The sequence below is a fragment of the Psychrobacter sp. AOP5-GZ1-6 genome, assembly GCF_052376345.1.
Taxonomy (GTDB): Bacteria; Pseudomonadota; Gammaproteobacteria; order Pseudomonadales; family Moraxellaceae; genus Psychrobacter.
On record NZ_JBQSVP010000056.1, the window covers coordinates 1 to 19,512 of the forward strand.

Here is a 19,512-nt window from a genome sequence, read left to right on the forward strand (position 1 = left end):
ACCAATCAACAAAATGCCACAAAGAATGATTGGCAATAATGCCAGGAGCCCATACATTGTCTGATTCAAAATCATATCCTTTTTATTGTGTAATCTTCCTTGAATGAAGCCATCTAAATTTTCATTTTAACGACTACATTACGACTGGGGCTTGTTAAATATTTACAGTAAGTATCCTTACTTATCAAAGCATTCTATCGATCCAAATCAAAACCGCTACGCTACAACCAGCGCTATGGTCGAATACTTAGTAATATCTAGGATATTCTACGCTTTGTTCATAAATTGATATATTGTCTCAAAAGATAATATTATTTTCTTTTTTTGATATAATCTCAAATATATTACGCCAATTGGGGAACAAGTATGACTAAAGCTGACGATATGGTCTTATTCGTTCAGGTTGTTGAGGAAGGGTCGTTTTCGAGAGTCGCTGAAAAACTATCATTAACCAACTCAGTAGTCAGTAAACGTATAGCAAGACTAGAAGAAAGCTTGAGCGTGCAACTGCTCTATAGAACCACCAGAAAATTAAGCTTAACCGACGCGGGTAAAATGCTTTATAACAAAGCAAAAATTGCCAAACTTGCCTTTCAAGAAGCCGAAAATGCCGTAACAGGTTACGGTGAGGATATGAAAGGTAAAATACGTATCACCATGCCTGTCGTGTCTGCTAGCTTGGTGCTGAGTAAATCTATTGCCGAATTTTGCAAAAAGCACCCTGAGATATCGGTCGATTTACACATTAGCAATGAATTGGTTGACTTGATAGAAGAAGGATTCGATCTAGCAATAAGAACTGCTGAGCTCGAAGATTCGTCACTCATCGCAAGGCGGCTGTTAGACAGTCAATGGATAATATGTGCCACACCAAGCTATTTAAAGAAAAATGGTCATCCACAAACTCCAGAACAACTACAAAGCCATGAGTGTTTGATGTATAAGTTTGATAATACATCCAATGACATATGGCCGTTGTATGTAGATGGCACAGAGCAGCTACTCCCCGTAAATGGTCGGTTTAACAGTAACCATTTGAGCGCCATTAAACGTGCTTTACTTAGTGATTTAGGCATCGCTTTTTTACCACAGGCACTGGTTTATGAAGAGTTACAGCAAAATACGCTGACGCAAATCTTGCAAGACTTTACCCGAAAAAAAATGGGGATGTATGCGGTTTATCCTAAGGCAAGACAACCCGATCAAAAGTTAAAACTGCTCGTTGAGCATTTGCGACAATCATTACAGCAAAAACAGGCTTATTACTGCTAGGTAGAAGCTAAGCCTATACGTTATTAAAAAGCTTTTAAAGCTATGAGTGATGTAACTTTAAAGGCTTTTTACTTGCGTATTCATAACTGCTTCCTATTTTCCTTGTTTGACGGCAATTTATCTCATTTTTATCACCATTTTTGAAATGAAGACACGCCCTAGCAATCAAGGTGTTGCCAGCACCTTTGCGACCCGCTCGATTAGATATTCTTTAACCGCATTAAATAGCGGATCTATCAAGCGCCGTTCTGGGCAGATCAAATACAGCGGATAATTAGCGACTTGCCAGCCACCTACTGCTACCTCAACGAGCCTGCCTGCTTTTAAATCTGCGGCTATATCTAATTGTGATTTAAGGGCAATCCCCTGACCTGCCACAGCCCAACGCCTTACTACATCGCCATCTTTACTGCGCCGATTACCAGCCACGGCCACACGCTTGGTTTTACCGTCTTTCTCAAACGTCCATTCGCTCAAGTATTTTTCATCGTGACCCAAACACAGGCAATTATGCTGAGTTAAGTCGTTTGGTGTTTTTGGCATCCCAATACCCTGCTCAACTTTTTGTAAATACGCAGGCGCGGCACACAGCACAGGCCGGTTATTCAGCACAATGGGCAGCGCCACTAATGACGAGTCTTTGGGCGCGCCATAACGTAATGCCAAATCAATCTGCTGACCATATAAATCGACATAACTGTCTGACATATGTAGTTGCACCGTCACTTTGGGGTGAATCTGCATAAAGTCATCTAACCATGGTAGCACTAGGTTTCTGCCCAAATCGGATGAGGCAGACAACCGAAGCGTGCCTGTTAAGTCGGCATCATTATCATGCAGCCCTGCATAAGCGTTGTCTAAAATGGCCACGGCATCTCGGCAATGCTTTAAATATTGCTCACCTTTGCTGGTTAAACGCAACCTGCGGGTTGAGCGCACAAACAACACGGTTTCAATCTCGGCCTCTAAGCGTTTTACTGCCGCACTCACCACAGCGGGCGACAAATCTAAATGCCGCGCACAGGCAGACAAACTGCCCAAGCGTGCTGTTTCAATAAAAATACGTAAATCTTGCAAATTTTTCATCACATCCTCGCTTCCATCAAAGTGGCGCGTAAAACCAGTTGCTGCCACTCAATTGCGCATCATTATATAAAAATTATTGAAACTGTTTCGTTAAACGGCCTGATTATCAAACCAATCAATTATAGTAACATGTGCCTATAAGATTTATAAACCTATCTGGACACTTATTATGAATACGATAAAACAGCCTATGAGCACACATAACACTCAACCATATGCCTTACCAACCCCACTACAGCAGGCGCGTAACCTAGTGCTACCCTCAAAAAAAAATATGCTACGGCGTGCGCCATCGGTAGCGGCTTTTTGGCAGCAAAACAGCCCTTTACTAGAGCAAGCCTGGGTAGAATGGGAAACCACAGAGCAGCATCTGCCAATGCTTGATGAGACTTTATTTGACCCAAGCCTACGTGCGGCTGTCGCACAAGCATGGCAAACACCCTCTACCGAGATGGCCGTTAAAGATTTGTGGCAAGAGATCTTACCAAACGTTTACCAAGGGCAGTTGTTTGACCCTGCACAGCTGCACCAATTGCGCGGCTATTTGCAAGCGGTTTCAGATACCAACATTCCGATACGACCTCCTTATGGCATTGCGTTAAACCGCAATGGCGCGATGCTTGATGCCCGCTCACAAGGCTATTTGGCGGCACCACATTTTCAGGCATTTTATAGCAACCTGATGAACCGCTATATGCGCCCAATCGCGCGCTTATTGTTTGCCAATATTTATGGTTACGACACCCAAACCTTTGGGTTTTCGATTCAGTATCAGCCAACGGGCGATACCGCGCTACAGCTCCATACCGATGCATCGGCGGTGACCATGAATATCAATTTAAATTTGATAGATGAGCCGTTTACTGGGTCAGAGGTTGATTTTGTTGATCGGCAGTTGGGACAAACCAAACGTGCCATTTTTAAACCTGGTATGGCGATTATCCACCGAGGCGCCGTCCCGCATGCAGCGCACCCTATTACCAGCGGCCAGCGTACCAATATGCTGCTATGGCTGTATGGCGATAACATGCAAGTACCGCGCGGTGGGGCGGCCAATACCAGTATTAATGCCCAGCAGCGCTGGAGCATACCGCATAGCCAGCCCGATAGCGTGTCGCCATTTTAACCATGACCCTATATGTCAATCTAGAGTCAGAGTGGTATATAGGGTCATCTTAGGGCAGGGCATCTGGCGTGGCTAGTGGGTTAATATCTCGATATTACAGTCAAAATATCCTAAAAACGCTACGGTATTGCTGATATCGATTTTTTGTAGCCTCTGCCTGCGTAGACACAGCAAGCGAGAAAAAGTGATATCAGCGATGCATGGTGTATTGATATTACTTTTCACTGACCATATCTGTACTATTTTCAAAAAAATATTGAAAGTGTTTGTAGTGGCCGCTACTGGTGACCATACGCAAACTTTATTACTATTGTTAATGATGATAAATAACGATGACGGCTAACAAAGACGTATCAGCCATTCGGCTTCACTATTACAAGAATAAGGATAAAAAATGAAAAAGAACATCTTAATCACTGGTAGTACCGATGGCATTGGTAAGTTGGCCGCCATTAAATTGGCACAATTGGGGCACAACGTGTACCTACATGGCAGAGACGCCCATAAACTGGCGGCGGTAATTGCTGAGGTAAAAGCGGTGGCGACTCAATCTAATCAACAAGTAGACGTGGATGGTTTTGTGGCAGATTTTGCTAAGCTGACCGATGTTAAAAGCATGGCAGACGCTGTTATAAATAAATTCACTGCGACAGGCTTGCACTTAGATGTGCTAATCAATAACGCAGGCGTATTTAAAGTCGCCAACACCCAAACTGAGGCAGGGTTTGATGTGCGCTTTGTGGTCAATTACTTTGCGCCGTACCTACTCACCCAAGCATTGCTACCATTGATGAGTACACCTCAAGCATCAAGCAATGCTTCTAATTCTGACAACCATTTACCTGCCCGTATTGTGAATTTAAGCTCGGCGGCGCAGCAAGCGGTATCGCAACCGGCCTTGGCTGGGCAATGCAGGCTGAGCGACCAAGACGCCTATGCACAAAGCAAACTGGCACTAACCATGTGGAGCATGGCACTGGCAGAACAAGTGGCTGCCAAAAATATCAACGTGGTTGCCGTGAACCCCGGCTCATTGCTCAATACCCGTATGGCAAATGACGCTTACGGACAACACTGGTCATCTGCCGATAAAGGCGCAGGTATTTTAGTGGCCTTAGCCGTGGCCGATGAGTTTGCAACCGAGACAGCCCAATATTTTGATAATGATATTAGAGGCGAGCACGGCGATGCACGCGGCGAGTTTGGTAAACCGCATAGCGATGCCTTTAACACAGCGGCCACCACCACGCTATTACAGCACACTCAAAAAATACTAACGGCCTAAAGGTATCTGCTCAATCATATATCCGTATGTTAATGAGCACTAGCTTAATTAGCATTAACTTGGTCAGCACTACTTAGTCGCACTACTTAGCTAGCACAAGCATTGGCATCAAAAAAATTATATTCATATCACAACCAACACATTTAGGACACCCACTATGAAAGCAATTGGTTATCAGCACAACTTACCCATCAGCAACGAGCTGGCATTACAAGACATTACTATCGACAAACCGGTGGCATCGGGCCGTGATATTTTGGTCGAGATAAAAGCCATTTCAGTCAATCCGGTTGATTACAAAATCCGTGAATCAAGACCAGCCGCAGAGAGTGAGTTCGCGATTATTGGGTGGGATGCCGCAGGTGTGGTGACGGCCGTGGGCGACGAAGTGAGCTTATTTTCCGTGGGCGACCATGTGTATTACGCAGGTGATTTGACCCGCTCAGGCAGTAACGCCGAGTACCAACTGGTTGATGAGCGTATTGTGGGACGTATGCCAGAATCACTTTCATTCTCTGAAGCAGCGGCTCTCCCCTTAACCACCATCACAGCGTGGGAGATGTTGTTTGATCGTTTACAAGTGCCCGTTACTCTCAGCCAAGATTCTGATGAGAGCTCAGCACAACAGACAGAGAATCGCCCAACAGTTTTAGTGGTCGGTGCTGCAGGCGGCGTGGGCTCAATCATGACGCAGCTGCTCAAAACCCGAACCAACGCATTAATTATTGGCACAGCATCCCGCAGTGAAAGCGTTAAATGGTTAAAAACGCTAGGCGCAGATCATGTAATTAATCATCGTAACCCATTGTCAGATGAGCTGAACAAAATCGGCATTACCGAAGTAGATTACGTGGTGAGCTTAAACAACACCGAAGAACATTTTGATGAAATCATTAAATGCTTAAAACCACGAGGCAAACTGGGACTGATAGATGACCCCAACACCTTAAATGTGAATGCCTTAAAACTAAAAAGCATAAGCCTACATTGGGAGTTTATGTATACCCGCTCGATGTTTACCACACCCGACATGATAGAGCAGCATCATTTGTTAAATGAGGTGGCCACCTTAATTGATGCAGACAAGCTAAAAACCACCGTGGCTCACGAGCTTGGCACCATCACGGCTAAAAACGTGCGACGCGCCCACCAAATGCTAGAAGATAGAGCCGCGCACGGAAAAATTGTACTAGAAGGCTGGCCTGATACCGCCGAGTAGCCTGTTTTGCATAGCTGATACCAACTTTATATATAGTCGACCCACTATAAAATAAATATAGCGGTACGGGTTACATTATTTTGCGCCGCCTCTGTCTGCGTAGGCACAGCAAGCAAGAAAAATGTAACCCATATCGCGTAGTTATACCTCTTTTATTTAGGATTGACTATACCTAACCGTCATTAACCAACCGCATTCAAGGATTATTATGAAAACCATTAATGAAGCCCTAAACTGGCGTTACAGCACCAAAGTATTTGACCCAAGCAAAAAAATTGCTGATGAAGACTTTGCGCAAATCAAAAACCTATTACAAATGAGTCCATCAAGTACCAATATTCAGCCATGGAGCTTTGTGATTGCAGATGATGACGCAGGCAAAGCACGTATTGCTAAAAGCACTCAAGGCGCCTTTCATTTCAATACCCCTAAAGTAGTAGATGCCTCACACGTAGTGGTATTTTGCACACGTATCCACGCCGATGATGAATACATGCAGGCAGTGCTAACAAAAGAAGATGAAGATGGCCGTTATGCGCAGCCAGAATTCAAAACACAAATGCACCAAGCACGCCAAATGTTTTTAGACATTCATAGATATGATGTAAAAGATGAGCCACATTGGCTGGCCAAACAGGTATACCTAAACATGGGCTCGGTACTGTTGGGCGCGGCGCTATTAGGAATTGATACCGTACCCATGGAAGGTGTTGATTTACAAGCGCTGGATGAAGAGTTTGACCTGCGTAGCAAAGGTTATTCTGCGGTGGCGGTTATATCATTTGGTTACCGCAATCATGACGATTTTAATGCCGAGATACCCAAATCACGCTTGGGTGAAGAAGCGATTTTCACTAAGGCTTAATCATTAATCAAAGTAAGCGTAAACATGATATAGTCAGTCCTAAATAAAAGAGGCACAACCACAAATACGGGTTACATTTTTCTTGCTTTCTGTGCCTACGCAGACAGAGGCGGCTCAAAATGTAACCCGTATCGCTGTATTTGTTTTATAGTGGATCGACTATAAGCCAATACATTTTTTATGGTATTGGCCGTCTTTAATCTGAGCACTAGTAAACGGTCAATAAGCACAATTTTAATATTGGTATTGGCCGTTTGGTTTTTTATCGTTAGGAGTCTGATTTAACGGTGTTATTTTAGACCTAAAAATGCCATCACTATCGTTGTCATAGTAGTGGCATTGCACTGATAAAAACTTTGGACTTCACTCTTACTTAAATAAAACTAACGTAAATCATCTACCACGGCAAGCATAGCCACTAACGAGGCTTCCCCCAATTTAGCAGAGCGCTCTGGTGACCAGCCCATCTCCTTATCAGGCAGATTATCATTGTCTTTGAATGGCATCTCTAACGTATTAGCAAGACAATCAAAATGCTCAGCCACCCAGTGGGTTGCTATCGTCATATTGGCCGTGCTTGGTGCATCAATCTCATAGCCAATTTCAGACTGAAAGTCGGCACTTGCCAATTTCAATATCTCTGAGAATCTATCACGTAGACCAGCGAGACGGTCGCTATAGCTTGGAATGCCTTGCGATCCAGCAAGGAATACATACGGCAGTGCTTCGTCGCCATGCACGTCATAAAACAGATCAACGCCGGTTTCTTTCATTTTATTAATGACATGAAATACTTCAGGGCTTTTCTCTAAGCTTGGGCTTTCCCACTCACGGTTTAAATTGGTTCCCACCGCGTTAGTACGTAAGTGTCCACGCACGCTGCCGTCAGGGTTCATATTGGGCACAATATAAACGTTCGCTTTATCCAATAACGACTTAGACGTGGGATTATCGCTGTCTAATAAAGCATATAACAAACCTTCGACCAACCACTCTGCCATCGTCTCACCTGGATGCTGACGGGCGGTAATCCATATGTTGCGTTTATTCGCATCACTATTGCTATCATCATTGCTGATTTTAACCAAGGTCAGTTCGCGCTTATCAAGCGTTTCGCCTAAATGCTCTAGCATTACCAATGGGTGCGTTTGTACTGCTGCCAATAAATCTTGGTGACGCTCATAGCTGTAAGGAGCAAAATAAGCAATTTGAATGGTTTCGCATTCCAGCTCTGCCATGATGGTTAATTTGCCTTCTTTATAAGAGGTTGGCAAACGAAACCACTGCTGACGATCATACGAAGCGACTGCTTGATAACTCTCCCACCCTTCTAGATAAGATGCCTCTCCTGCATTCATGATATTGAGAACATACTGCTCTCCTATCTGACCAGACAGACGAAAGTTAAACCACTGAAAAAACTCACCGCCAATGTCTGGACGAATGGCTAATTGAATGTCTTTTTTATCATCTAGGTTAATAACCTCGATATTACCTGCATCAAAATTAGCAGTAATGTGCATAATCGCTCCTTAATTCAGTTTTATAGTGGTGTCTTACAGAGTAGTAATGAGAGTACTTGATAATTTACTTATGTCTTTACGACCTCAAATCGCGTATCAGCTGGTTAGTGACTAACGCTGTGAATACTGAACCGACTACAGGTGCGTTGCTGTTATCACTGTTTGTAGTCATATGCCTAGCCATCACCTCTGCTCTATCAGGCGTTGGTCGCGGGGTAAAATGGCTCAGTAATATCAATATGATATTATCATTCTTACTACTAGGATTCTTCTTAATTTTTGGCGCTTCTATGTTTGCCCTAGAAATGCTGGACAAAGGTATTTTTTCTTATATCCTCCATGTACCCGTAATGGTCTTTACTGTTTGGGATCCTAATACTGAACTTGGTAGCTGGCAAACCAGTTGGTCTATATTTTACTGGGCATGGTGGATTGCATTTGCACCATTCGTTGGTATGTTCTTAGCGCGTATCTCCAAAACTCGTTCCATTCGTGAATTTGAGTTGATTGGTATTATTGCCCCTAGCCTAACGCTATTTTTCTGGTTTTCTTTTCATTTATTATTAGGGCTTGTTGAACATTCAAATATTAGGGCTGCTGATTGCTAAAATTGCACCAAACTAGGCGCAAGCCGACGATAATGTCGAGACCTTAACGAGGATTGCAATAACGTTTGGGGTGATTTTAGCATCAGCCTTGAGAACGGATCCAGCAAAGCACTGCTTTGCCCGTTTGCAAGGCGAGAGCTATGCTCGAGTGGAGGGCAATACTCTTTTTTGCCAATACATGGCGAAATTGTTTAACCTAGAATGACTAGGCATCAAAAATTTCACTGCATATTGTCTAAAAAATAGTGACTGCCAGCACCATATTTGAATGTTCAACACGCCCTATATTAATGGCGATTAGCCTACTAAAAGTAAGGCTGATGATAATTGAATAAAGATAATATGATTTTGCTAGCCCAGATTTATCTTGACTCACTACCGCAGTACAGATAGTGTTTATAAACGGCCTTTAGTTAAACCTTATTTAGACCATTAGCACACCTTTCTCTGCAGTTGCATTAAAGCAAGTCCCACCAACACCACATGCTAGGGCATGTCCTCAATTCAATCGATAGTTATCTAAATAGGTTAAAAATAGCTAAATCTTGCCAAACGGCGTCAAATAGCTGACTAATATCTCGATATTATCTGCTCTATTTTCCTTGTTTTACGGCAATTTATCTCATTTTTATCACCATTTTTAAAATGAGGACACGCCCTAATATTTAACAAATTATTATTCGGAAAAATATAAAGGATTAACAAACATAAAAACTAGGATTCATATTAATTAAAATACACTGGGGTACTAAAAATGCGACTAAATAGATTCACTTTCTTTAATACGAAAGCTCAAAAGTTTATTAAAAATAAAGTACCGTATCGATTGAAGACTACATTTTTTTTATTGGCTACTGCTACTCTACCAAGCTTACTAACCGGCTGTGAGCATCGTATTTGGAACGAACCTATAACAGATACAAACATCACAAGTCGCTACGATTTTCGTCATAAATTACCCCAAAACTCAGATGACGTCTTTGTCATACTTGCATTTTCTGGTGGTGGCACGCGTGCCGCCTCTTTTAGCTATGGCGTATTAGAAAAACTCCGTGACACACCAGTGACTATAGATGGCGTAGAGCGCAGATTACTAGATGAAGTGGATGTGATTACTTCGGTATCAGGTGGTAGCTATACAGCCGCTTATTACGGTTTGTTTGGCGATGAGATATTTCAGAATTTTGCACCAAATTTTTTATATGAAAACTGGCAATCGCGACTTATAAAGTTAGGGTTACGTCCAAAAAGCCTTATGGCTGTTTCCCGTTCGGACTATAATCGCGGCGATCTTGTAGCAGATGATTTAAATCACAATTTATTTCAACAAAAAACGTTTGCTGATATGGGCCGTGATCAACTACCTTACGTTATTTTGAACGCTAGCGACTTAAACAATGCAACAACTTTTTCGTTTACCCAGCAGCAGTTTGATTTTTTATGTTCAGATTTGTCTAACTATCCGGTGGCAAATGCTGTGATGGCCTCTTCTTCAGTACCTGGTATTTTTGCGCCTATATCATTGCGCAACTTTTCCAACTGCACTCAACGTCATCAGCCATGGGTGGATGACGCCTTGAATCAAAAAAGTCATTTACCAAGAAGTTATGCAGTCGCTCGTGCAGTAGATCGTTATTCTCAACCAGATCGTATGCCTATTCTACGTTTGGTAGATGGCGGTGTGACCGATAACTTGGGAGTGCGCGGATCAATGATGAGCCCCGTCACTCAATATGGTGACGTACCTAATATGGCGGGGGCATTTAGTCCTGAAAAACTGCGCCGCGTTAAACAAGTGCTTGTCATTGTCGCCAACGCACAAACTTATCCTGAGTATGCGTGGTCATTAGAAGGCAAAGATCCAGGATTATTACAAACCCTTGAGGCCTCTAGCCAAGCAGCACTCGGCACTTTGAATAATGAAACGGTCTCAGTAGCTAAAAAAGATTTTTTGCAGTGGGCAGATCACGTCAATTCACAGCGAGGTCCAGATACCCCTCAGGTAGAAGTCAATTTTTCTGTATTAACCTTTGATCAAGTTGCCGATAAGGAAGAGCGCGCCACATTCGACGCTATGCCAACCACTTTTCACCTACAACCGGAGCAAGTTGATGCTCTAAGACAACTCAGTGGTAACCTGCTCGATCAATCAGAAGAATTCCAAAATTTTCGTGAGGCATTACAATGAGACAAGGTTAAATCATCATATAATTTTGGTCGTCTATCTTGCAGAGCTAAAAGGGCTGCCGTAAACAAGCAGCCAGTCAAAAAATAAGTAAAGAAAAATACGACTAGCTGCTGTCTGATAAAAAATCAATTAATGAAGAAAGGCAATGACCTAGGGTGTATCCTCATATATATATGCTTACTGCTCAAAGGAAGGATCGGTGCGACGCAGTTTTCGTAACAATGCGGGCCATGCGATATGAACCGCCCCGAGATTGTCGGAGACTCAACTTTCTGAGAGAATACGACAATGAAAACACGAAACTATACCCCTGAAATGAAAGAGCGCGCCGTCCGTATGCTAATTGAAGCTAAAGACGACTACCCATCCACCTGGTCAGCCATCAAAGCCATAGCACCAAAGATAGGTTGCACGCCTGAGACCCTACGATCATGGCATAAAAAGCACATTGATAAAACCATTCCTGCAAAGATTCAAGCTCAAAGCCAAGCCGAGCGCATCAAAGATGCTTGAACGTGAGAACAAAGAATTAAAACAAGCCAATGAGATCATAAGGAAAGCAGCCGCTTTTTTCGCCCAGGCGGAAATAGACCGCAAACCTTAGTGATGGTTCAATTCATCGACGAGAATAAATCTATTTATGGCATTCTAGCTATTTGTAGAGTCTTGCCGATTGCCCCATCCACATACTATCGTACCAAAGACTTAAACGACAATCCGGAGAAGCGTTCACAGCGTAGTCAGCATGACGATTTCTATCTAAATGAAATCAAACGTATTTGGAAGGACAGCAAATGCCGTTATGGTACTCGTAAAGTCTGGAAACAGTTGAAAGCAGAGGGTATACATCCTGCACGCTGCACTGTAGAGCGGTTAATGCGGCAGCATGGCATGCAGGGTGTTTGGCGAGGTAAAGGTAAGATAACGACTAAGTCTCGTGACGATCAAAAGCGTGCTGATGATTTGGTTAATCGTAACTTTAATGCCCATCGCCCTAACCAACTATGGGTTGCTGATTTTACCTATATAAAGACACTGAGTGGCTGGGTATATACCGCCTTTATCATTGATGTATTTGCTCGCGCTATCGTTGGCTGGAAAGTATCAGATCGTATGAACACTGATATGGTGATGGCAGCACTAAACCAAGCCATTGCAGACAGAAACCATCCTAAAGATGTCATTCATCATAGTGATCGCGGCGTTCAGTACTTATCAATTCGCTATACTGATAAGATGGCTGATTCTGGCGTCATTGCATCTGTTGGCACGACAGGTGATTCATACGATAATGCGTTGGCTGAAACGGTTAACGGACTTTATAAAACGGAGGTGATTGAATATTTAAAACAGCAGTGGCAAGGTGTGAGTGATGTTGAATTAGCAACCCTTGAATGGGTCGATTGGTTTAACAAAACTCGCATTCATAGTACGATTGGCTATGTGTCGCCTTTTGAGTTTGAGAGACGATACTATGATAGTTTTATTGAGTCAGACAAAGCTGCCTGACTCAAGCAATCAAGTCTCCGATATAGTCGGGGCGGTTCAGTTAGTAAAGTACGCCTTTATCAAAGACAACCAGCAAATCTTTAGCATCAGTAGGATGTGCCGCGTACTTAGCGTTAAACCATCGAGCTACTATGACTGGCTAGGTCGTGATATCAGCTGTCAGCAGGTACACCGTAATCAGTGCGAGCTACTAGTTAAAGCCGCTCATAGTGAGACTCATGAGCGCTATGGTGTTGAGCGTCTGCATGCAACGCTCACCGAGCAAGGGTATGATATTAGTCTATACATGGTAAGAAGCATCAAAGAGCAACACGGCATTAAATGTCGTCGTCATAAGCGCTTTAAAGTCACCACCGACTCCAATCACAACAAGCTGGTCTATCCAAACGTACTGGATCAGAAGTTTGATGCTAAGCGCCCTAACGAGTCGTGGGTAAGCGACATCACCTATATCTGGACGAATGAGGGTTGGCTGTACTTATCAGGGGTCAAAGACTTATACACCAAAGAGCTTGTCGGTTACGCTATTAACAAGCGTATGACCGCAGATTTAGTTTGCAAAGCACTAAATATGGCCATCAAGAATAAACGTCCAAACAAAGGGCTAATCGTTCATTCAGACAGAGGCAGTCAGTATTGCAGTCACGCCTACCACAAGACCATTAAGCAGCATCAATTTACAGGCTCAATGAGCGCTAAAGGTAATTGCTTCGACAATGCTCCAATAGAAAGCTTCTGGGGCACATTAAAGAATGAGCTGGTATATCATCAAGACTATAAAACAAGGTTCACAGCCATCAATGATATTATCAGTTATATCGAGCTGTACTACAACCAGACGAGGATTCAAAAGGGTTTGGGCTATCAATCGCCAAGACAGGTGTGGTTTGATTATTATCGTCAAGCTGCGTAACTAAAATCTCCCAAGTTTAAGTCTACGGGATTGACGGCAGGGGTCAATCTAAACAAAATACAGGCTCTCTAGATGGTATTAATCCCATACCTCCTGATAGTAGACCCATGAATAAAATGAACTATGCACTTGTTTTTTGGTCGTCAGGGATTATTGTGCAAATCATGGTCATTGGGCAATATCTTCTATACCCTATTGGAGGTTTAAACTTCATACAGGCGTTGGTTGCAGGTATTGTTGCGGCGATTGGCGTTGCCTTATTAATGACCCTACAAGGTCATGCAGGTATGCGATATGGCATTCCTTTTATCGTACAAGGTAGAAGCAGTTTCGGAAACAAAGGTACGAAAATTGTTGCTATTTTACGGTGTATACCGGCAATCGCTTGGAACGGTATTGGTACCTGGATCGGCGCGCTTGCATTAGAGCAAGTCACAAATAGTCTGTTTGGGTTTTCAAATATATGGGTTTATTTCTTTCTGCTAATCGCATTACAGAGCTTACTTGCCTACCGTGGTATTGAGACCATATCAAAATTCAACGGGGCTATGTCATTCATCATTTTTGCCATGCTCCTATACTTCTTTTATGTGGTTTTCTCTACTGGCGATATCGATTTTGCAGCTGCATCAGCGATTGAGGGCTCATGGGGGCTACCATGGGTAGCAGGTATGATGGCAGCATTTGCAAACTGGACGACTGTCATCTTAAATGCCTCGGACCTTACTCGACAAGTAAACCCCAAAGGTCAATCAATTCTCAAGACCAGTGCTATCGCTAATTTTGTTGGGGTACTACCACCTTGGATGTTCATGATTGTCTCTGGTATATTCATTGGTCTGGCCACTGGCAGCAAAGACCCTATTGCTGGATTAGTCGAGCTATCTCCAAATCCTGCTTTTGGTATTGTGTTGTTGATTTTTATTATTTTGGCTCAAATCACCTCTAATCTTACGTTAAACATCTTACCACCAGCCTTGGCATTTCAGGATATTATGAAGACCTCTTGGAAAGGTGGCATTATTTGGGTTGCTGTTCTTTCAGTCGTCTCAGCACCATGGTTTTTATTTAGTAGTGACTATTTCTTTAAATTTCAAAATGTATATTCCAGCTTTCTTGGTCCAGCCGCTGCCATTATGATTGCTGACTATTTCATCGTTAGAAAAATGAAACTAGACGTTGATAAATTCTATGACAACGCAAGTTATGATTATAAAGGCGGATTTAGTCTAGCAGGCATGCTATCTCTTGTTGGTGGTGCCATTATATCATTTGCATTCCTTGACTACTCTTGGCTGGTTGGCTTTCCATTCACCTTCATACTCTTCTTAGTTCTAAAAAAACTGGATGTCGATAAAGTGGCTGGTAGAGACAAATTCAAAGCTACCTAAAAACTTAGCTATCTAAAAATTTAGCATAGAAGCTCGATGCTCAAAAAAAACGACTCTTTCATTAGGTTTCTGCCATGGCTAAAATTTAGTCATGGCTTTTATCAATAATGAATGTTCAAACCAATTTGGCCATTTTCAATCCATTTAGATGACTATCGATTGAATTGAAGACACGCCTTAGAGTATTGCTCACAGGCTATCCGTTATCACAAAACACTTACGATGATAAAAATGGTTAACGTATCTACTAAAAAGTCACCTTTCTTTAACTTTCATAAAAGTACGTAACGCTTTAACTCGCTATCATTTACTTATCCAATAGAGCAACACTCTATTCAGATGTCTTCAGTCAGTCAATAAGCACTGTTACTTATAACTAGTCTAAAAGGGTCTTACTATGAAAAACTTAAACATGAAAAAAATTGCTATTAGCTCACTATTGGCCGTATCTACTTGCTTTGCGATGATCGGTCCAGCAAGTGCTGCCCAACAAGTTGTCGTAGTCAAAGATAAACATCAAGCGAAAAAAGTAGTAGTAGTTAAAGCAAAACCTCAAGCTAAGAAGGTGGTCATAGCTAAAGCACAGCCTAAAGTAAAAAAGGTGGTGTTTGTGAAAGATAAACATCCAGCGAAAAAGGTCATTGTCGTCAAATCATAGTAGACTAAGTAAGTTTTATACTGTATACATCCTACATCGAACTCACTATATTAAACAGAAAAAACCACTATCTCGTCACCTTCCTGCCATGGCTGAAACTTAGTCATGGCTTGTATAAATACTGGGTGCTCCAACCAATCCTGCAACCATCGCTGTAGCTTTGGATACGGCAAATCGTAAAACACCTCACGATCGACATGGGCAAACTGACGCACAAACGGCATGACACCAATATCCGCAACCGTTATGCTGTCTCCGATCAGATAATCATTTTCAATCAGTAATGCCTCCAAATCTTGTAAAAACACTTCACCCTGTTGCCGATACTCTGTCTGAGTCATCTCAGGGTGACGGTCGGCATATTTATAACGATCTAACCACTGCTTAAACTCATTATCATTTCGTGCGATCAGTGCATTGGCCTGCGATAAAACGCTTGCATCCAGTAGTTTCTGCGGATCGTTTTGCTCAAGCGCCCACATCATAATCTCTGCACTTTCCTCAATCACTGAACCATCTAAAAGCTGTAACACAGGCACTGTGCCTTTTGGACTAATTGCTAGCATTTGCTCTGGCTTATTCTTTAGCGTGATTTCTCGTAGCGCTACTGGTAACTCGGCAAATAGTAGACCGAGACGAGCGCGCATCGCATAAGGACAGCGACGAAAAGAGTATAAACAAGGCAGTGAAACATTCATAAATATTTCCATAGTTGAATAGAACTTGAGTTGAATAGAGCTTAAATAGCAGGCAAAACGCAAATAAAAAAACCAATAAAAAAAGATCAGTACACGCAAATCTACTGCTATCAATGACCATTAACGAGTTGTTGGATCTTCAGCAGATTTATAATTGGCCACAGCCTCTAGCAACGACTGTGGTAGATAGGCGTCTTTGAGATGCGCGTGTGGATAATGCTGCTCAAGCCATGACTGATAGTTATAGATGGTTAGCGTACCACAATATAATAAATACAAAACCTGCACGCCGATGCTACGTGACAGACCCATCACACAGTGAAAGTTAATAAGCGTGATAACACTATCTTTTTGCTGGCTCTCATTATCAGTGTTTATCACTCGCGGCTCTGCTGATTGCGTCAAAGATTCAATCCGCTTAAATAGATCAATATAATCGGTAAGCACTACGTCATTTAATGGCTGTAAATCCAGTAAAGGCAAATACACATAATGCACAGGCAGATTGATGAGGTCTTTAGCTATTACTTCAAGACAATCTACATGGCTAGATATCTCAGCGGCCAAATCAACGACGATAACCTGATAGCGATCTGTCTGATAAGAAGCTGTCTCGTAAGGGTTTGAGCGCGACCGTTCTAATGAGTGATAACTAAACAACCAACACCTTAAATGACTATGTAAATCACCCTGTCTAAATCGAGGTGAGGCAACCACTTTGACCGTGTCATTAATAGCATAGGGTGTGAGTGGATATTTTTGAGATTTCAAAAAAGCCTTAAAATACCATTGTCCCAAAAACGACATACTGTTATAAATGATAATAATTGGCGCAAACTTAACCCAAGTCACTATCGTGAGCTTGCCATCACTACCTTTTTTGAACCAGCGTTGATTGCCTGCCAATTTAGTCTGCTGATATACCCAAGCCAACATTATAAAGCTTGCCAGCCAATACACGGCCAAAACCCTTGCAATACTTTCAATAATATCCAACCCTACCATGCTGATAGTCGAAAGGTAAAACCCTGTAATCGCTATCAACACAAACCCGATACCACCCAATGCTAGATACTTAGTTACCAGTCCATTACGAATTCGACCTGAGAGCGCCAGCACCACAGCAGCCAAACCTATCCCGCCGAACACATCCATCAAATGATGCTGATACGTCAATACCGTAGAGACAATAATCAATACACATATCACAACGAGCGACGCACGATATAGCCCAATCCATTGTTTTTTGGACGCTAACACATCCCATAGGGATACCCCAAGTACGACGGCATACGTGACATGCAATGATGGTAATTGATTAAAAGGCTTATCCACCAATTGCAAAAACTGATAGCCAAACTGCGTCCAATCATCAGGTATCACTCGATGAAAAGAAAAACGAGCAGGATAAAGGTAGAAGATTAAGCAGGCAAAAGTAGTCGCTAGGATTAGTCGGTAGGTTAATAAAGATAATTGTCTAGACGTGCGTACTAAAAAAAAGCTTGCCACAAATAAAATCAATGACCAACTATAAGGAACAATCATAGCGGGGATAAAAGGAATAATACTATCAAACGGCGTGGCTAGATGATGAATAGCCGAAGGTGCTATCTCATATAACGAGACGCTATAGAGCGTCGTCACATTATAGAGCAGGTAAAAGCTCAATAGCGCAAGACTCAGATGTCTAAAACGTGTGGGAGCTGAGGGTGTATACGCTGTCGACAAAGGATTCAATTAAATAGCCTTGAAATATACTGAAAGGTTTATAGCCACTGGAGTGTAATTGGTATATTAAATCATATCGAGTATAGCAAATCACTTTAGGTTATATTTAACGTCATGAACTACAGAGGATCTACTATAAAATAAATACAGCGATACGGGTTACATTTTGCGCTGGCTCTAAATAAAAAAGGCCAGCTTATTTAAGCTGACCTTTTCGCTGACATTTCAATAATGACGAATACCAATACTTATTTTATATAGGGCGTGTTGAACATTCAAATGTGGTGCTGGCAGTGACTATTTTTTAGACAATATTTTGGTGCAATTTTAGCGATCAGCAGCCCTAATATTTGAATGTTCAACACGCCCTAGTTGAGTTCAAATAATTTCGATACAAGCAAACCGAGTGCAAGCGATACATTAGCGTAGTTATTGAGACTAGCGAGGATGACGATGTAGTGGATTTATATGGATTTGACTATATGAGTACTTATGGCTTTTTCTTAAAAAACCACCTTGCACCTATCAGCAATGCTATCACAGCACCAAACCCCAATATATAAATAGAACCAAACAAGCTCTTGTCTGCTGCAGCCAATGTCGGTGTGCTAGCTAGCTTTGCACCATCATCTAAAACATCATTATCATCTAAAGCGCTATCTGATAGTGTATTAGCAGATTCATGTGAATGGTCGTCATCTGTATTATGGCTATCTTCATTATGATGATGACCCTCTTGCTCTTGGCTACTTTCATCATGAGTGTGTGCATCATCAGCGGCCATAGGTAGGGCGTCGCTGCTATTTTGTTGCCATTGACCATCAACCAACTGTAAACTTAAGCGATGCTGATTGCTATCATTAAGCGTATATTGCGTTTTTGGAAATTGATCAGACAACAATACAACCGTCATCCGATTGCCATGCAAGTCTTTAAAAAACGTATTGGTCAAATCAATAGATTCGATTGTGTGATCAATACCCTGTGCCTCGGCAGAAAACTGAGTAGCATGACCCAGCTGCACACTCGGGTTAACGACTATAATCGGTTGGTCATTGATCGACAAGGTTAATGATTTAATAAAATGCTCATTGGCTAACTGCTGAAACTCCTCAGCTGTCTTATACGCATCGGGCGAATACGTTTCGTTAATTTGCGCCTCTACTCCAGTCAAAGCACCATCTAGACGCACCAAATATTTGCCATCAGCCGCTTGCGACAGTATAAAAGTCGAGTTGTTAGGGTTATGCGCAGTCGCATTAACGCTCACGATACTCAGCCCAAATGCAGCTAAGCACACAAGCGCTGTTGATGACAAACTAGTCTTCAGCATATACACCACGCAATCCGTTGATGAAGTTGTTATTACCTGCTTTGTCAACGTGGTAATGATAGCCTCTCACCTCATCATAATGCCCGCGAGCCTCATCAAGGTCAGTATAT

General features: G+C 42.3%; 14 protein-coding genes, 2 pseudogenes and 1 other annotated feature. Of the genes and pseudogenes, 11 read left to right on the plus strand and 5 right to left on the minus strand.

Annotated elements, in window-relative coordinates:
- Nucleotides 1-366 precede the first annotated feature (366 nt).
- On the plus strand, nt 367-1,272 hold the full coding sequence (locus tag ACT3RN_RS08835; protein WP_192520183.1) for a LysR family transcriptional regulator: 906 nt from the start codon (nt 367-369) through the stop codon (nt 1,270-1,272).
- Nucleotides 1,273-1,437: 165 nt separating this feature from the next.
- On the opposite strand, the gene ACT3RN_RS08840 is transcribed toward ACT3RN_RS08835, so the two are convergent.
- Nucleotides 1,438-2,406: a LysR family transcriptional regulator gene (locus ACT3RN_RS08840; protein ID WP_318779548.1), complete on the minus strand. Its 969-nt coding sequence runs from the start codon at nt 2,404-2,406 to the stop codon at nt 1,438-1,440.
- Between the two features lie 121 nt (nt 2,407-2,527).
- On the opposite strand from ACT3RN_RS08840, the gene ACT3RN_RS08845 reads away from it, so the two are divergent.
- The 4 genes from ACT3RN_RS08845 (at nt 2,528) to nfsB (ending at nt 6,853) form a co-directional block, all read left to right on the plus strand.
- Nucleotides 2,528-3,484: a hypothetical protein gene (locus ACT3RN_RS08845; RefSeq protein ID WP_225739265.1), complete on the plus strand. Its 957-nt coding sequence runs from the start codon at nt 2,528-2,530 to the stop codon at nt 3,482-3,484.
- A 394-nt stretch (nt 3,485-3,878) separates the two neighbouring features.
- On the plus strand, nt 3,879-4,769 hold the full coding sequence (locus ACT3RN_RS08850) for an SDR family NAD(P)-dependent oxidoreductase (protein WP_192520182.1): 891 nt from the start codon (nt 3,879-3,881) through the stop codon (nt 4,767-4,769).
- Between the two features lie 157 nt (nt 4,770-4,926).
- Nucleotides 4,927-5,988, plus strand: coding sequence for a zinc-binding alcohol dehydrogenase family protein (locus tag ACT3RN_RS08855; protein ID WP_192992459.1), 1,062 nt, complete (start codon nt 4,927-4,929; stop codon nt 5,986-5,988).
- Between the two features lie 208 nt (nt 5,989-6,196).
- Nucleotides 6,197-6,853 (plus strand): oxygen-insensitive NAD(P)H nitroreductase, encoded by a 657-nt coding sequence (gene nfsB / locus ACT3RN_RS08860; RefSeq protein ID WP_192520180.1) that lies wholly within the window; start codon nt 6,197-6,199, stop codon nt 6,851-6,853.
- A gap of 383 nt (nt 6,854-7,236) precedes the next feature.
- On the opposite strand, the gene ACT3RN_RS08865 is transcribed toward nfsB, so the two are convergent.
- Nucleotides 7,237-8,376: a M14 family metallopeptidase gene (locus tag ACT3RN_RS08865; protein WP_192520179.1), complete on the minus strand. Its 1,140-nt coding sequence runs from the start codon at nt 8,374-8,376 to the stop codon at nt 7,237-7,239.
- A 107-nt stretch (nt 8,377-8,483) separates the two neighbouring features.
- Here ACT3RN_RS08865 and ACT3RN_RS08870 point away from each other — a divergent pair, with 107 nt between their 5' ends.
- From ACT3RN_RS08870 to ACT3RN_RS08895, 6 genes and pseudogenes are all read left to right on the plus strand, one after another.
- On the plus strand, nt 8,484-8,984 hold the full coding sequence (locus tag ACT3RN_RS08870; RefSeq protein WP_413038462.1) for a BCCT family transporter: 501 nt from the start codon (nt 8,484-8,486) through the stop codon (nt 8,982-8,984).
- A gap of 826 nt (nt 8,985-9,810) precedes the next feature.
- Complete coding sequence (locus tag ACT3RN_RS08875) at nt 9,811-11,172, plus strand: patatin-like phospholipase family protein (protein ID WP_225739350.1); 1,362 nt, start codon at nt 9,811-9,813, stop codon at nt 11,170-11,172.
- Nucleotides 11,173-11,460: 288 nt separating this feature from the next.
- Nucleotides 11,461-12,681: pseudogene (locus ACT3RN_RS08880) on the plus strand (IS3 family transposase).
- Nucleotides 11,737-11,853 (plus strand) — a sequence feature (AL1L pseudoknot). Its footprint overlaps the pseudogene before it by 117 nt.
- A 34-nt stretch (nt 12,682-12,715) precedes the next feature.
- A pseudogene (locus ACT3RN_RS08885) lies at nt 12,716-13,594 on the plus strand (IS3 family transposase); the annotation flags it as partial.
- A gap of 86 nt (nt 13,595-13,680) precedes the next feature.
- Nucleotides 13,681-14,985, plus strand: a complete 1,305-nt coding sequence (locus ACT3RN_RS08890; protein WP_442477865.1) for a cytosine permease — start codon at nt 13,681-13,683, stop codon at nt 14,983-14,985.
- A 397-nt stretch (nt 14,986-15,382) separates the two neighbouring features.
- Complete coding sequence (locus tag ACT3RN_RS08895) at nt 15,383-15,643, plus strand: hypothetical protein (protein ID WP_192519208.1); 261 nt, start codon at nt 15,383-15,385, stop codon at nt 15,641-15,643.
- A gap of 50 nt (nt 15,644-15,693) precedes the next feature.
- Here the strand turns inward: ACT3RN_RS08895 and ACT3RN_RS08900 are convergent, their stop codons facing one another.
- The 3 genes from ACT3RN_RS08900 to ACT3RN_RS08910 all read right to left on the minus strand — a co-directional run bounded on the left by ACT3RN_RS08900 (nt 15,694) and on the right by ACT3RN_RS08910 (nt 19,402).
- Complete coding sequence (locus tag ACT3RN_RS08900; RefSeq protein WP_192519207.1) at nt 15,694-16,341, minus strand: glutathione S-transferase; 648 nt, start codon at nt 16,339-16,341, stop codon at nt 15,694-15,696.
- A 120-nt stretch (nt 16,342-16,461) separates the two neighbouring features.
- A complete protein-coding gene (locus tag ACT3RN_RS08905; protein ID WP_192519206.1) occupies nt 16,462-18,078 on the minus strand; it encodes a phosphatase PAP2/dual specificity phosphatase family protein in 1,617 nt (538 codons plus the stop codon).
- 481 nt (nt 18,079-18,559) lie between these two features.
- A complete protein-coding gene (locus ACT3RN_RS08910; protein WP_192519205.1) occupies nt 18,560-19,402 on the minus strand; it encodes a hypothetical protein in 843 nt (280 codons plus the stop codon).
- Between the last annotated feature and the right edge of the window lie 110 nt (nt 19,403-19,512).